Source organism: Leifsonia sp. KNZ12-8B (assembly GCF_056755495.1).
Genome location: NZ_JBPGXM010000036.1, coordinates 12,545 through 27,567, shown reverse-complemented (window position 1 = coordinate 27,567; position 15,023 = coordinate 12,545). Strand labels below are relative to the sequence as shown.

At 72.8% G+C, this 15,023-nt stretch carries 14 protein-coding genes; all 14 read right to left on the bottom strand.

From position 1 onward, the window contains the following. On the bottom strand, nucleotides 1-836 hold an 836-nt coding region (locus ACR9ZG_RS07850; protein ID WP_481284266.1), incomplete at its 3' end, for a YoaK family protein. After that, nucleotides 833-1,183 (bottom strand): AtzH-like domain-containing protein, encoded by a 351-nt coding sequence (locus tag ACR9ZG_RS07845; protein WP_481284267.1) that lies wholly within the window; start codon nucleotides 1,181-1,183, stop codon nucleotides 833-835. The genes ACR9ZG_RS07845 and ACR9ZG_RS07850, both read right to left, overlap by 4 nt. Before the next feature lie 34 nt (nucleotides 1,184-1,217). Further along, nucleotides 1,218-2,252 (bottom strand): acetamidase/formamidase family protein, encoded by a 1,035-nt coding sequence (locus ACR9ZG_RS07840; RefSeq protein ID WP_481284265.1) that lies wholly within the window; start codon nucleotides 2,250-2,252, stop codon nucleotides 1,218-1,220. Beyond that, on the bottom strand, nucleotides 2,249-3,565 hold the full coding sequence (locus tag ACR9ZG_RS07835) for an amidohydrolase family protein (protein ID WP_481284264.1): 1,317 nt from the start codon (nucleotides 3,563-3,565) through the stop codon (nucleotides 2,249-2,251). The genes ACR9ZG_RS07840 and ACR9ZG_RS07835 overlap by 4 nt, the downstream gene beginning before the upstream one ends. Next, entirely contained in the window at nucleotides 3,562-4,794 is a 1,233-nt protein-coding gene (locus tag ACR9ZG_RS07830; protein ID WP_481284263.1) for an amidase, read from the bottom strand. The genes ACR9ZG_RS07835 and ACR9ZG_RS07830 overlap by 4 nt, the downstream gene beginning before the upstream one ends. Then, on the bottom strand, nucleotides 4,791-6,056 hold the full coding sequence (locus ACR9ZG_RS07825) for a M24 family metallopeptidase (protein WP_481284262.1): 1,266 nt from the start codon (nucleotides 6,054-6,056) through the stop codon (nucleotides 4,791-4,793). The genes ACR9ZG_RS07830 and ACR9ZG_RS07825 overlap by 4 nt, the downstream gene beginning before the upstream one ends. Continuing rightward, nucleotides 6,053-7,165, bottom strand: a complete 1,113-nt coding sequence (locus tag ACR9ZG_RS07820) for a sugar phosphate isomerase/epimerase family protein (RefSeq protein WP_481284261.1) — start codon at nucleotides 7,163-7,165, stop codon at nucleotides 6,053-6,055. Before ACR9ZG_RS07820 ends, ACR9ZG_RS07825 begins: the two co-directional genes overlap by 4 nt. Beyond that, complete coding sequence (locus tag ACR9ZG_RS07815) at nucleotides 7,162-8,625, bottom strand: FAD-binding oxidoreductase (protein WP_481284260.1); 1,464 nt, start codon at nucleotides 8,623-8,625, stop codon at nucleotides 7,162-7,164. The genes ACR9ZG_RS07820 and ACR9ZG_RS07815 overlap by 4 nt, the downstream gene beginning before the upstream one ends. Before the next feature lie 46 nt (nucleotides 8,626-8,671). Then, complete coding sequence (locus ACR9ZG_RS07810; protein ID WP_481284259.1) at nucleotides 8,672-9,730, bottom strand: sugar phosphate isomerase/epimerase family protein; 1,059 nt, start codon at nucleotides 9,728-9,730, stop codon at nucleotides 8,672-8,674. Continuing rightward, complete coding sequence (locus ACR9ZG_RS07805) at nucleotides 9,727-10,563, bottom strand: ATP-binding cassette domain-containing protein (RefSeq protein ID WP_481284258.1); 837 nt, start codon at nucleotides 10,561-10,563, stop codon at nucleotides 9,727-9,729. Before ACR9ZG_RS07805 ends, ACR9ZG_RS07810 begins: the two co-directional genes overlap by 4 nt. Then, the gene (locus ACR9ZG_RS07800; protein WP_481284257.1) at nucleotides 10,560-11,456 is read right to left on the bottom strand and encodes an ABC transporter ATP-binding protein; all 897 of its coding nucleotides are present in this window, start codon (nucleotides 11,454-11,456) and stop codon (nucleotides 10,560-10,562) included. Before ACR9ZG_RS07800 ends, ACR9ZG_RS07805 begins: the two co-directional genes overlap by 4 nt. After that, nucleotides 11,456-12,361, bottom strand: a complete 906-nt coding sequence (locus ACR9ZG_RS07795) for an ABC transporter permease (RefSeq protein ID WP_481284256.1) — start codon at nucleotides 12,359-12,361, stop codon at nucleotides 11,456-11,458. The genes ACR9ZG_RS07800 and ACR9ZG_RS07795 overlap by 1 nt, the downstream gene beginning before the upstream one ends. After that, nucleotides 12,358-13,380, bottom strand: coding sequence for an ABC transporter permease (locus tag ACR9ZG_RS07790; protein ID WP_481284255.1), 1,023 nt, complete (start codon nucleotides 13,378-13,380; stop codon nucleotides 12,358-12,360). The genes ACR9ZG_RS07795 and ACR9ZG_RS07790 overlap by 4 nt, the downstream gene beginning before the upstream one ends. A 66-nt stretch (nucleotides 13,381-13,446) precedes the next feature. After that, entirely contained in the window at nucleotides 13,447-15,009 is a 1,563-nt protein-coding gene (locus ACR9ZG_RS07785) for an ABC transporter substrate-binding protein (protein ID WP_481284254.1), read from the bottom strand. Between the last annotated feature and the right edge of the window lie 14 nt (nucleotides 15,010-15,023).

Here is a 15,023-nt window from a genome sequence, read left to right as displayed (position 1 = left end):
GGGGTGGGGCTGCCGGGGGGGCGCCCCGGCCCCGGCTGGCGCGTGCCGGGGGTCTGGCGGGGGGGGCGGGCGCGGCCCGCCGGGGGGCGGCCGCCGGCGAGCCGCGTCTCCACCCGGCGCACCGCGTCGACGACAGGCCGCGCTCCGTGCCCCACCGCGCAGGATGCCGCGATGAGGACGGCCGCGGCGAAGAGCCCTGCGGCGGGATGCACGGTCAGCAGCAGAGCGCCGGCGAGCGCCCCGAGACCGATGAGCGCGATCGCGAGCACGCGCCGTGGCCAGCGCTGCGACGATCGCCTCCCGAACCAGGAGTCGGCCGCCAGGCCGGTGAGCGTGGAGGTGACCACCACGGTCGTGACGTCGGCGACGGCGAGGTGGCGGGCGGCCGCCGCCTGCAGACCCATCGCCAGCGCCAGCACGGCCGTCGTCGCCAGCTCGACGGGCAGCGAGCGGGGCAGGAAGGTGAGCCCTCCGCTCAGCGCGGTGAGCGCGGCGACGACGCCGAACACGGAGGTCGTCCGCGTCGACCAGCCAGACCCGGCGGTCCGCAGCAACCGGCCCGCGATCACCGCGCCCAGCATGAAGGCGGCGAGCGCGACGGCCGGCCCCGCGACCGGGAGGCCGTCACCGCCGGCGAGCGCCATTCCGAGGATGACGACGTTGCCCGTCATGTTCGCCGTGAACACCCGGTCGAGCCCGAGGTAGCCGATGGCGTCGACGATCCCCGTCGTGAAGGTGAGCGCGAGCAGCGGGACGACCCCCGACCAGAGCTCGCGCCAGCGCAATGGCGCGGTCTCGCCGGGGGTGGCCCGTCCGGGTGTGGCCCGTCCGGTCATGCGACTCCCTCCGGGTGGACCGCCGCGCCGACGTGCGCGGCCGCGATCCGCCAGCGGTCGCCGTCGAGACGCCACACCTGGGTGATCGTCGCCCGGCCGCCTGCCGCGTCGACGGTCGTCGCGGCGGTCACGGCGACACCCGGCGCGACGTCGACGGCCACGAGCCGGCTCACCGTCCGGGCCGGAGCGCCGCCCCGCGCCCGGCGGAACCGCGAGATCTCGTCGTGTCCGACACGGGTCCCGTCACGATCGGTGCGGAGGGCGCCGGAGGTCCGGACGAAGGCGTCGTCGAGGATCGCGATGTCGTCGGCCATGAGGGCGTCCTCATAGCGCCAGAAGGCCTCCACAAGACCGGGAGGCAGTGTGCCGCCTCCCGGGTTCTCAGTATCCGCTCTCGTCAAAGTCGGCCTTCCTGATCCGCGCGTGCGCGCCCTTCACCTGGTCCACGACCTGGGAGATGTCGAAGTCCGTGGCGGCGCTCAGGTACGCGTACGACGACGCCTCGTCCATGCCGTATTGCGCCTCCAGCAGCCGGAGCGCCCGCCGGACGCAGGCCCGCACGGCCTCGTCGAGGTCCTCGTCGAGACCGATCGGCACCCAGTGCTCGTCCGTCTCGGCGAGCGGCCCGTCGAGCGACCCGAACCGCTCGAGCGCCTCCTCCGCCGGGGTCAGGTCGAACCGCACGGTCGCCGTGAGCGAGCCCTCCAGCGCGGTCAGCGCGACCTCGCCGTCCCCCTGCGCGAAGTGCGGATCGCCGACGAAGGCGAGCGCCTCCGGCACGAGCACGGGCAGGTGCAGCCGCGCGCCCGCCGTGAGCAGCCTGATGTCGAGGTTGCCGCCGTGCGGGCCCGGCGGCACGGAATGCGGTCGCAGGGTCCCCGGGACGGCGACGCCCATGATGCCGAGGAAGGCCGCCGCCGGGAAGCGCGGCGACCGGCCGCGCTCGGAGCGGATGACCGCGCCGCCCTCCCCGTCGAGGACGGCCAGGATGCTGCGCGACCCGGCCCCGGACGGCAGCTCGCCCGCGAGGGCGCCCCGGCCGTGGCGGCTGGAGATGACGCCGTACGGCACGCGGGGGACGGCCTCCTCCAGCGTCATCGTGAGGACGTCGCCGACCCGCGCGCCACGCACGGCGATCGGGCCGTTGACGACATGCGGGCCGTCCTCCCGGCCCCGCCCGCCCGCCGCCGCGATCGCGAGCGCGTCGGGCAGGACCTCGTCGGCGCCGTAGCCGAAGGCGCCGAAGAAGGCGACGGGATCGCTGCCCTGATCGGGGAGGAGCCCTTCGTGGCTCACGGTGTCGATGCGCACGCTGTCGCCAGGGTCGATGGTGAGGACGGGGTGGTCGAGAGCGCACGGCAGGCGCCCCCAGAGCACGGAGTCGGGGGTCGCCGGGAGGGAGTGGAGGACGCTCATCGGGCCGCCTCCGCGGCGAGCGCGACCGCCGGGGCCGCGGCGAGCGCCGACCCTGGCCCCTCCCACACCCGCGAACGCGTCTCGCGGTACACGATGCGACCGCCCGAGACGACGAGCGAGCGGGCGGGCGGGTCCAGCACGATCCCGGTCGGGTCCGTCGTGTCGAACACCACCAGGTCGGCGCGATCGCCCTGCCGCAGCCCGCGGTCGGCGGAGGGGTCGATCGCCGCGTGCGCCGCCGTCGTCGCCATCGCGAGCACACGCTCGAAGTCGGCGGAGGACGAGAGGTGGCTCACCCGGGCGAGCAGCAATGCCATGTCGAGCGGATCGACCGTGCCCGTCGGCGTGAAGGCGTTCTGGATGTTGTTGGAGGAGAGCGCGGTGGGCACCCCGGCGCGCCAGAGCGCGTCGATCGGGGCGACGCCGCGGCGGATGTTGCGCTCGTCCGCGCGACCGGTCAGGTACAGGTCGGTCGCCGGCAGCACGACGACGGTGACCGCGGCCGCGGCGAGGCGGTCGAGGGTGCGATCCCGGGCTGCCAGCGTCAGCGATGCGAGCGAGGTCGCGTGGCCGATGGAGACGCGACCCTCCAGGCCGCGCCGGATGACGCCCTCGGCGACGGTCCCGGCCAGCGCGAAGCGCGGATCGGACGTGTCGTCGGCGAGGTCGAGGTGCAGATCGGCGGGCACGCCGAACTCGACGGCCAGATCGAGCACGAGGTCGACGTGGGCGACGGCGTCCTCGAGCGTCCGCTCGGCGTACGGGCAGCCTCCGACGACCGCATCGGGCAGGCTGAGAGCCTCCCGCAGCAGCGGCTCGGTCCCCGGGCGGCAGAGCAGGCCCTCCTGCGGGAAGACCGCGAGCTGCAGCCGCAGCACGTCGCGCATGCGCTCGGCGAGGGCCGCCAGCTCGGTCACGCTGAGCAGCCCGACGCCCGGATCGACCTCGGTGTGCGCGCGGATCGCCGTCGTGCCGTTGGAGACGGCGGCGGCGATCACGCGTTCGGCGCGGGAGCGGACGTCGTCGGGCGTGAAGCGCGCCTTGCGCTCCGCCGTGTGCGCGATCGCGTCGCTCAGCCCGGCGCCCTCGGCGACGGCCCCCAGGTACGCCTTGTCGAGGTGGAGGTGGGGCTCGGCGAACGAGGGCGCGACCACCCGCCCGCCGAGCTCCTCCACCCGGAACGCCGGCGGCAGCGGATCGGCTGCCGAGGCTCCGGCCGGGCGGACCGACCGGATGACGCCGCCGTCCACGACGATGTCGACCGGACCGGCCGCGCCCGGCACGGTGGCGTTCCGCAGCAGCAGGTCGGTCACGACACCCCCGCCGGAACGCCGAGCAGGGCGTCGACCCGCTCGGCGACGGCGAGCAGCAGCTCGTCCTCTCCGGGCCGGGCGACCAGGCACAGGCCGACCGGCAGGCCGTCGACCTCGGCGAGCGGGAGGCTGACCGCGGGAAGGCCGCCGAGGCCCGCGATGCAGGTCATGGCGATGGTCTGGCCGCGCAGCCGCCCCTTCGACTCGGCGTCCAGGTCGATGCGCGGCGCCGGGCCCGACGCCGTCGCGAACGCGAGGACTCCTCCCGCGGGCAGGACCGCCTCCAGCGCGCGGCGGACCTGTCGCCCCGCCTCGTCCGCGAGCACCGCGCGGGAGGGGTCGGCCGCGGCCGCATCCCGCATCCGCGCCGTGATGCCGGGGCCGAGGTCGGGCCGGCGCTCGGTCACCCAGGTGCCGTGCGTGGCCCAGATGTCGGCGAGCTGACGGGCCATGAAGGCGGCGCGCCAGTCCGGCAGCCCACCGCCGGCCAGCTCGGCCTCGGTCAGCGGAACCCCGAGGTGCCCGGCCAGCCGCGCGGCCGCGGCCGCGACCGCATCGGCCGTGTCCGGGTCCGCCAGGGCGAGCACGTCCGTCGCGAGCACGATCGCGGACGCCTCCTCCGCCACCGGCAGGGCGCCGGGGGCGAGCAGGACGCCCGCCGCCGTCGAGATGGCCTTCCCGGTCGACGCGAGCACGCCGACGGTGTCGAACGCCGGCGCCAGAGCCACCAGGCCGTCGACGGGGATGCGCCCGTGCGTCGTGCGGATGCCGAACACGCCGCAGTACGACGCCGGCACCCGCGTCGATCCTCCGGTGTCGGTCGCGAGCGCATACTCCACCAGTCCCGCCGCGACGGCGGAGACCGATCCGCTCGACGAGCCGCCGGGGATGCGCTCCGGCGCCCGCGGGTTCAGCGGGGTGCCGTAGTGCACGTTCGTGCCCGAGAGACTGAACGCCAGCTCGTCGCTGTGGGCGATGCCGACGACCGTCGCCCCGGCCTCCCGCCAGCGCTCCACGGCCCAGGCGCTGCGCTCCGAGACGGGGGATGACGCGAGCCAGTCGGGCGTGCCGGCGCCGGTCCGCCGGCCGGCGACGTCGAAGAGGTCCTTCACCACGGTCGTGGTGCCGGCGAGCGGCCCGTCCGCCGCGCCTTCGACGAGCACGGCCGGTCCGACCCGCAGGGCGCGGGTCCGCTCGGCGACCTCGGCCGAGGGGAGCTCGACGCTCATGCGTCCACCACCACGAGCCGGTTGGCGACCGTGTTGAGCTCTTCGATGCCGCGGTCGGACAGCAGCACGGTGCCGCCGATGCAGACCCGCTTGCCGTCGCGCAGCGCGTTCGGCTCGAACGCGAAGGCGACGCCCTCGGTGATCTCGAAGTCTCCGTCGAGGCCGACGCCGCCAGGGAGCTTGGGGAGGTGCGCCAGGGCCGGGTCGACGCCAGGATCGATGCGGGTGGCGCTGTTGTAGATCACCGGCGCGACGGTCTGGACCATCGGACCGGTGTTCCAGGTCTTCGACCGGGCGAGCGGCTCGTCCATGATCGCGGCGAGCTCGGCGAAGCGCAGGCCCGGCCGGAGGGCGGCGATCCCGGCGGCGTACGACTCCAGGCAGACCTCCTCGAGCTCGCGCAGCAGCCGGTCCGGCTCGCCGATCGAGACGTCGATCTGCTGCTGGCTCTCGAATCCGCCGTAGAAGGCGAAGATCTCGGAGGCGATCGAGTCGCCCTTCTGCAGGATGTGCGGCCGGCCTCCCATCGCGAACCACTCGGGCTGGCCCCAGCCGAAGCGGCTGGATCCGGCGCGCTCCAGGATGAAGGGCGCCCGCATCCACCCGCCGCCGGCGATGATCGCCTCGACCGCTGCGGCCGTCACGACGCTCTCCGGGACTCCGACGCCCGCCGCCTCCACGTAGGCCAGGCACGCCGCCTCGCCGATGGCGGACGCCTTGCGGATCATCTCCTGCTCCTCGGCGCTCTTGACCAGCGTGAGGGTCTCGTACTCGTCGGCGACGTCGACGAAGGTCACGCCGGGCAGCTCGGCCAGGATCGTCGTCCAGGTCGCGAACGGGATCACCCCGTTCCACTGCCCGACCGCGCGGCTGGTCAGGCCCACGACGCCGACCGTCGCCCGCTCGAGGCCGTGCTCGCGGACCGCCGAGATGAGGGAGCCGACGGGGTTGCCGCTGCGCCAGTTGTCCGTCCAGCGCTCGTACCGGGCGCCCGCCTCGTCGTAACGGTTGATCGGCACGTCGCCGAGCAGCACGAGCGGCTCCTCGGTCGGTGTGAGCAGCACGATCGCGTGCTGCTCCTCGTTGGTGAGGTAGGAGTCGTTCGCGTTGCGGCCCCAGCCGAACACCACGAGGGCGTCGAGGCCGTTGCGGGAGAGCAGCCCGCGGACCAGCGCCCAGCGGCGGTCGCGCTCGGCGAGGCTGAGGGTCGGGAAGACGTCGGCGGTGTGCTCGATGGTGTTGGGGACGGTGACGATGGTCATGCGGAGTGCCTCTCTCGTGGGGGGACGGTCGGAACGGTGGCGGCCGGCGGCGTGACCGCTGCCGCCGGGATGAGGGAACCGATCGCGGAGCGGAGGGCCGCGGCGCTGTCGGTGATGAAGGCGAGTGCGCCGCCCTCCTCGAGCGGACCGGCGAGGGCGTCGAGCCCTGGTGCGGCCCCGGTGGCGGCGAGCGCCTCGTACTCGCGGGTCAGCCGGACGACCTCGGCGAACTCCGCGACGGTGAGGTCGGGGTGGCCGGCCTGCCAGACGGGGTCGTCGATGAAGAGCGGCATCCCGGCGAACCCGCCGATCACGCCCTCGATCGACAGGTTCAGGTCGGGGGCGCCGGCCGCGAGCGCACCGAGCACCGCCTGCCAGTCGATGACGCCCTGGCCGACCGGGGCCAGGAAGCGCGTAATCCCCTCCGGCGTGAAGGCGAGCGCGACATCGCGGACGTGCGACATGCGCACGTACGGGGCCACCCGTCGGGCGGCGGCGACCGGGTCCTCCGCGCGCACGAGCACGTTCGCGGTGTCGAAAGTGATGCCGAACGCGTCCGGTCCGGCCTCCTCCACCAGGCGCACGACCTCGAAGGAGGTGATCTCCTCGTGCGTCTCGAGATTGAGGTGCGCGCCGGTGTCCCGCAGGACCGGGGCCAGCCGGTGGAGCACCTTCGCGGTCGCCGCCAGCTGCTCGCTCCAGTCGACGTCGGTGCGGAAGCGGTCGCACGCGTAGAGGCCGCGGATGCGGAACTGGTAGTTCGCCGTCGCGGTCCAGAGCTCGGTGACGCCGACGGCTGTGAGCGCCCGGATGATCCTCTCGAGGCCCAGCAGGTAGTCGCCCTCCCCCAGTGCGCGGATCTCCGGGAACTCCGGGGTCGCGAACGGGTTCACCTTGGCCGCGCCGACCTCCAGGTACAGGCCGAGATCGGAGGCCGCCGCGGCGACGTCCGCGAGCTCTCCCGGGTCGAGGGTGGGGCTCAGCTCGAAGGCGGTGCGGAAGAACGCGCCGTCGAGCCCGAGCTCGGCGACCTTCTGCAGCGTCCCGAGGGCTCCGAGCTCGGCCGCGCCCGGGAACTTGCTGGTGTCGGTGCCGACCCGGAACGTCATGCGCCGGCCTCCGCGTCGCCGTCGGCGTTGTCTCGCAGGTCGACGAGACCGCGGGAGAAGACGTTGGCTGGGTCGTACTCCTTCTTCACCGCGACCAGACGCGGGAACTTGTCGCCGTAGACGGCGCGGGCGACCGCCTCATCCCCCTGCACGGAGGTGAAGTTGATGTAGGTGCCGCGCTGGTACGGGGTGAGCGCACGGTCGAAGTCGCGCGCCCAGTCCACCAGGGGCGCCTTCTCTCCCGGGTACTCCCAGTCAGCGCCGATGTTCGCGCTGAAGGGGGCGCCGACGCCCGCGGTCGAGTCGTTGGAGGAGTCGCGCGGCTCCGGCGAACCGGCGATCAGCTCGAACGGGCACATGAGCTGGTGGGAGATGAAGGCGCTGGAGTTGAGACTGCGGCCCGGGTACGCGTCGACCCGCTCCAGGATGGTGTCGATCGCCTCGCCGGACAGCGTGTTGAGGAAGGTGTGCTTCCAGTAGTGCGCGACTCCGTACCGGAACTCGTCGTCGGTCGAGTGCTGCAGTGTCACGTGCGGGATCGTCCGGAGCGACTCGTAGATCGGCTCGGCCGGCCCGAACATCCCGGCCGTCGCCGCTTCCTCGTCCGCCGGGTCGCCGTAGAACACGGTCGCGACCGAGATGATCGGCCTGCCGCGGTGCTCCGCCGGGAGCTGCGACCAGTACTCCGGGGCGTTGAGCAGCCGCACGTACGTGCCCACGTTCTTCGGGGCCGCCAGGCCCCACTCCGCGAAGTGCGCGAGCAGCGCCTTGCGGTCGTCCGCGCCGTAGATCGCCTGGCGGACGGTCGCCTCACCGGGCAGGTCGACGTAGCGGTAGACGAACTTCGTGGCGATGCCGTAGTTGTGGCCTGCGCCCTTGAGCGCCCAGAACAGGTCGGCATGGTGGTCGGCGTCGACGGTGAGGATGCGGCCGTCGGCGACGACAACTTCGATCTGCTGCACGTGGTCGACCGTCGCTCCGAACATGCGCGCGAGGTAGCCGAAGCCGCCCCCGAGCGTCAGTCCGGCGACGCCGGTGTGCGAGACGACGCCGGCGGGTACCGCGACGCCGAGCTCGGCGGCCGGCCGGTCGACGTCGCCCCAGCGGCAGCCCGCGCCGACGGTGACGGTGCGCGCCTCGGTGTCGAACGTCACCTCGTTCAGGAGCGCGGTGTCGATCAGCACCGATCCTGTCGCGACCGAGGTTCCGGCGAGGTTGTGCCCGCCCGAGCGGACCGTCAGCGGCACGCCGTTGGTCACGCACCACACGAGCGCGTCCGAGACGTCCTGCGCAGTCTCGCAGCGGACGATGGCAGACGGGTACCGGTCGATGTCGGCGTTCCAGACGCGACGCAGGAGGTCGTAGTCGGGGTGGTCGGGGTAGACGACCCGGCAGCGGACGGCGTCGGCGAGCGCGGCGACGGCGAGCGCGGTGGAGTCGGTGTCGGTGATGGCTGTCATTGCTGTTCTCTTTCGCTCGGTCGGTCGCGGCTCGGTCGGTCGCGGTTCAGGCGGTCGCGGTGACGGCGCGGGCGGCCAGCCGCTCGCGGAGGTGGTCGGCGCAGGCGGCGACGAATCGGTCGTGCTCGCCGGGGTCGGGCCGGAAGGCGCGCAGCTGCTCGATCGTTTCCGCCTCGCCGGCGGCGGCGCGCGCCTCGTACCCGGCCGCCCGGCGGCCCAGCTCGGCGAGCGCGTCCTGGGTCAGGTCGGGGTGCCCTGCCCGCCACGTCGGATCGCCGGTGTGGAGACGCATCTCGGCGCGCACCGGCCCGATCCCCTCGATCGTGAGGTTGATGTCGGGACGGGCGGCCAGCAGGAGGTCGAGGGCGGCATCCCAGTCGATGACCCCCTGTCCGCAGGGCGCGATGAATCGGGAGATGCCCTCGTCGGTGCGCCACAGTGCGGCGTCGCGCAGCTGCGTCGTGCGCACGTGCGGCGCGATGCGGGCGATGCCCTCCAGCGGCACCTCGGCGCGCACGGCGAGATTGGCCGGGTCGAGGCAGACGCCGAGCACGTCGTCGCCGACGGCCTCGATCAGCCGCAGCAGTTCGAAGGTCGTGATCTCCTCGTGCGTCTCCAGGTTGAGGCGCACCCCGTTGGCCCGCAGGGCGGGGGCGAGCCTCCGCAGGAGGTTCTCGGTGGCCCGCAACTGGTCCGCCCAGTCGGTGTCGGTCCGGAAGCGGTCGGTGAAGTAGATGCCGGGGTAGGGCTTGTACCCGCCGACGGCTGTCCACGTCTCGGTCCACCCGTACGCCGCGCAGGTCTCGATCATGCGCTCCATGCCGGCGACGTAGCTGCCGCGGCCGAGGTCGCGAACGCGCGGGAGCTCGGCCGTCATGTAGGGATTGACCTTGCCGACCCCCATCTCGACGTAGAGGCCGAGCTCGCCGGCGAGCTGGGCGAAGTCGTCGAGCTCTCCGGTGTCGAGCGTGGGAGACAGCTCGTCGAGGGTGCGCACGTTCACACCCTCTAGTCCGGCGGCGGCGGCCGCGCGGAGTGCGGAGAGGCCGTCGCCCCAGTGGGTGACGCCGTCCACGAATTTGATGTCCGTCCCGACCCTGTTCATGCGGTGACCGCCTCTCTCGTCCGCGCCGACCGGCGGGCCAGCCGGCGCTCTCTCTCGCCCTCCGGGTCGGGCCGCGGGACGGCCTCCAGGAGCGCCTTCGTGTAATCGGCCTGCGGCGAGCCGTAGACCTGCTCGCGCGTGCCGGTCTCGACGACGCGGCCGTGCTCCAGGACGACCAGGCGGTCGCAGAGGTAGTGCACGACGGCGAGGTCGTGCGCGATGAAGAGCACCGTCAGCGACAGCTCGCGCTGCATGTCCTTCAGGAGGTTGAGCACCTGCGCCTGCACCGAGACGTCGAGCGCGGAGACGGGCTCGTCGCACACCAGCACGCGGGGGCGGCCGACCAGGGCGCGGGCGATCGCGATGCGCTGCCGCTGCCCGCCCGAGAACGACCGCGGGTAGCGATCGAGGTGCCCGGCGGAGAGGCCGACCTGCTCCAGCACCTCCACCACGCGGTCCCGGCGCTCGGCCGCGGTCGTGCCGCGACGCCGCCGCAGCGGCTCGCCGACGATCGCACCGACCGTCATGCGCGGGTCGAGGCTCGAATACGGGTCCTGGAACACCATCTGCACCTCCGACCGGAAGCGCCGCTGCTGGGCGTAGGTGGAGCGCCGGAGGTTGATGCCGTCGTACTCGAGGACGCCGGCCTCCGGCCGTTCCAGGCCCATGAGACAGCGGACGGTCGTCGACTTGCCGGAGCCGGACTCGCCGACGAGGCCGAGCACCTCGCCCTCGTGCAGGTCGAACGACACCGCGTCGACGGCCGTGTGCTCGTTGTTCCCGTGACCGAAGCGCTTGGTGAGCGATTCCACGTGCAGCAGCGCGCGGTTCATGCGGTGACCTCCTCGGGGGTGCGGCCGGCGGCGGCCATCGACTCGGCGACGGTCGTCAGCCGGACGGACGGGTCCGCGTCGATGCGCGGGATGGAGCCGAGCAGTCCGCGCGTGTACGGATGCCGCGGGTCGGCGAACAGCTCGTCGACCGGCCGGTCCTCGACGATGCGGCCCCGGTGCATCACGGCGGCGCGCTGCGCGAATCCGGCGACGATGGCGAGGTCGTGGGTGATCAGCAGCACGGCGAGGCCGAGTTCGCGCGACTGCTCCTCCAGGAGGTCGAGCACCTGCTCCTGCACGCGCACGTCGAGCGCGGTGGTCGGCTCGTCGGCGATCAGGAGGCGCGGCTGCGCGATCAGGGCGGCCGCCATCACCACCCGCTGCCGCATCCCGCCGGAGAACTCGCCGGGGTAGGCGTCGAACCGGCCGGCCGCGCGGGCGACGCCGAGGCGGTCGAGCATCTCGATGGCCCGGCGCCGGGCCTCGCGACGCCCCACACCGCGGACGAGCAGGGGCTCGGCGACCTGGGCCCCGATGGTGAGCACGGGGTTCAGCGCGGTCATCGGGTCCTGGAAGACCATCGAGACGCCGGAGCCGCGCACGCGGCGCAGCGTGCGCTCGGGCGCACCGATCAGCTCTTCGCCGTCGAGCAGGATCGAGCCGGCGAGCCGTACGGTCGGGTCCAGGCGCACGACGGCCTTCGCCGTCATCGACTTGCCGGAGCCCGACTCGCCGACCAGCGCGACCCGTTCGCCGGCGGCGATGGTGAGGTCGACACCGTGCACGAGCGAGAGGTCGCCGCGGCCGCGGTCGATGCGGGAGGCCTCCGGCACGGTCACGACCAGGTCGGTCATCCGGAGCACGGGAGGGGTGGAGGCGGGCGTCATGGTCATCAGCTCCTCGCCGAGGGGTCGAGGCGGACGCGGATCGCGTCGCCGAGCAGCCCGAAGGCGACGGCGGCGACGGTGATCGCGAGGCCGGGGAAGGTCGTCACCCACCACGCGGTGGTGATGTACTCGCGCCCCTGGGCGACCATGGCGCCCCAGTCGGCGCTCGGCGGCGGCGCGCCGACCCCGAGGTAGGCGAGGCCGGCCATCAGCACGATGGTCCCGGAGATCTCCATGCTGGCCTGCACGTAGACCGAGTCGAGCGAGTTGGGCAGCACGTGGCGCAGCAGGATGCTCGTGCGCGAGAACCCGCTCACCCGCGCCGACTCGACGTAGGACGCGCCCATCGTCTCGCGCAGGATGCCGCGGACGAGCCGCGTCGTCCCCGGCCACATCGCGATGACCATCGCGACGACGACCGAGGTGAGCGACGGGCCGAGCGCGGCGGCGATGCCCAGCGCCAGGACCATGGCCGGGATCGCCATGAAGATGTCGCAGACCCGCATGATCGCCTCGTCGACCAGGCGCGGCGAGAAGGCGGCGATGCAGGCGACGATCACGCCGACGACGGTGGTGAGGAGGACCACGAGCAGGGCGGCCAGCAGGGTCGTGCCCGCGCCGGCCAGCAGCCGTGAGAGCACGTCGCGGCCGGCGTCGTCGGTCCCCAGCCAGTGCTGGGCGCTGGGCGCGAGCAGCGCCTGCGACGGGTCAGCCAGGTACGGGTCGTACGGCCGGTAGAACGTGCCGACGATCGCGACGGCGACCAGCACGATCGCCAGCACGGTCGCGATGCGGTCGATCCACGGGCTGCGGTCGCCGAAGAGACCGCGCGCGCTGCGGGCGACCAGCGAGCCGAGGCCGGCCGGCGACAGCCAGGCCGTGGCGCGCTGCGAGGAGGTGGTGAGCGTCATGATGCTCCTGCCAGGTGGGAGTGCCGGACCCGCGGGTCCAGCCAGATCTGCAGCAGGTCGACGACCAGGCTGGCCGCGACGAAGACCACGCCGATGACGAGCACGCAGCCCAGCACGGCGAAGGTGTCCTGGTTCAGCACGGCCGCGTTGAGGTAGACGCCGATGCCGGGCAGCGCGAACACGGTCTCCACCAGGAGGGCGGCGCCCATCATCCAGCCGAACTGCATGCCGAGGATGGTGAGGGTCGACCCGAGGGTCGAGCGGAGGCCGTGTCCGAAGACCACCCGCCGGCCCGACACGCCCTTGGAGACGGCGAAGGCGATGTAGTCGCTGCCGAGCACTCCGATCATCGTCGATCGCACGTTGCGCGCGACGGTGGCGAGGAACGGCGCGCTGAGCGCGAGCGCCGGGAGCACGAGGTGGGCGAGCGCGTCGAGGAAGCCGACGGGGTTGCCCGCGATCAGCGCGTCGACGAGGGTGAACCCGGTGACATCCGGGGACTCCATCCCGAACGAGGTGGAGCCGGAGATCGGGAACCAGCCGAGCGTCGACCCGAGCACCCACTGCAGCAGGATCGCCAGCCAGAAGACCGGGACGCCGCCCGCCAGCACGAAGATCACGCGCGAGGCGACGTCCGCGGCCCGGCCGCGCTGGACGGCGGCGAGCACCCCGAGCGGCACGGCGATCGCGATGGTGATCACCATGCTCACCACGACGAGCTGGATCGTGACCGGGAGCGTTGCCGAGAGATCGGAGACGACGCCCTGATGGGTGGAGGCGGAGCGGCCGAGATCACCGGTGACCGCCTTGCCGAGGAAGTCGAGGTACTGCTGGAGCACCGGCTTGTCGAGGCCCAGCGCCTGACGGGCCTGCTCGACCTGCTCCGGCGTCGCCGTTCGTCCCGCCGCGACGCGCGCGGCGTCGCCCGGGATGAGCTTCGTCAGGAAGAAGACGACGGTGACGACGCCCCAGATGCTGAGCAGCGCCAGTCCGACGCGCTTGGCCAGGAACTTCCACATGGTGCACCTCCTTTCGGGTATCGCCCGGGCGGCCCGCCCATGACGGGCCGCCCGGTGCGGGTCGCGCTACTCGCCGACGGTGAGCATGGTCGGGTTGAACAGCTGGTAGGTGGGGTCGTAGGTGATGCCGCCGATGCCCGACCGGACCACGGTGGTCTGCACCGGGTTCGAGATGTTGACGCTGACCCGGTCCGCGAGGATGAGCTTCTGCGCCTTCTCGAAGTCGCCGCACGCGGCCTCCGCGTCGGTGTTCGCGATACCCGCCGAGAGCAGGGTGTCCACCTCGGGGTTCGAGTACAGGGCGTAGTTCGTCTGGCCGATGAACGAGGAGTCGTAGACGCGGTAGAGCATCGGCCCGATCTCCGGGTAGTACGGGAAGTCCCACAGCAGCGCCAGCGATGGCACGGTGGCCGGGTTGCCGATCATGCTCATGTACTCGGGGTACGTGACTGTCTTGAGTTCGAGATCGAGGCCGATCGCCTTGAGGTTCGACTGCAGCAGGGTGGCGGCCTTCTGGTGCTCGGGGATCACCGACTGGTAGGCGAGCGTGAGCGTCTGACCGGAGACACCCGCCTCCTCGATGAGCTTCTTGGCCTCCGCCACGTCCTGCTTCGACGGACCCGCGTCGACCCGGCAGCCCACGGTCGGCGCGGCGAGGCCGGACGCGACCTTGCCGTTGCCGCTGAGGATGGAGGAGACGTGGCCCTTGTAGTCGTAGGCGAGCTGGATGGCCTCGCGCACCTTCGGGTCGGCCGTCACCCCGGACTTCGTGTTCATCATCGCGAACAGCTGCACGGGGCTCGGGAGCACGACCTCGTCGAAGGCGGAGTTGCCCGTGAAGGTGGCCAGGTCGGTCGCGCCGAGGCCGGTCGCGACATCCACTCCGCCGGACTTCAGCTCGTCGCGGAGGGTCGAGCTCTCGCTGATGTAGCGATAGACGAGCTTCTTGGGCCGGTCCTCCTCGAAGCGCCACGACTTGTCGAAGCGGGTCAGCGACGCCTGCTGGTTGGGCGTGTACGACGTGAGCGCGTAGACGCCGGAGCCGGCGTCGTTGCTGGCGAGCCACGACTGCGCGTCGTCGCTTCCGGCGTTCTTCGCGACCAGCGCCGAGTCGACGACGTAGATCTTGCTGAGCGCACCGACGAAGGTCGTGTTGGTGCCGCTGAGGGCGATCGCGACATGGGTGTCGTCGGTGGCCTCGGCGGAGGCGTACGAGGAGATGAAGGAGGCGACGCCCAGACCCAGCCGCTTGTCGCGATCGAGGGTGTAGACGACGTCCTTCGCCGTCAGCCGGTTCCCGCTGTGGAACACCACGTCGTCGCGCAGCGTCAGCGTGACGGCGGTCGCGTCGGCGTTGTACGTCCAGTCGGTGGCGAGCTGGGGGGTCAACGTGCCGTCGGCGTCGTAGTCCACGAGCTTGTCGTAGATCGCGCCGTCGGTGAAGTCGGTCTGCACGTCCGAGCCGAGGACGGGGTCGAGGCTCTGGGGCGTCGCTCCCGTGCCGACGATGACGGTGTCCTTGCGGGCGCCGGAGGCGGCGTCCGTCTTCGCGGCGCACGAGGTGAGCAGTGTCGCGGTGGCGATCGCCGCGGCGATGCCTGCGGCGATCCGGGGGTGCGTGAGTCTCATGTGTTCTCCAGTGC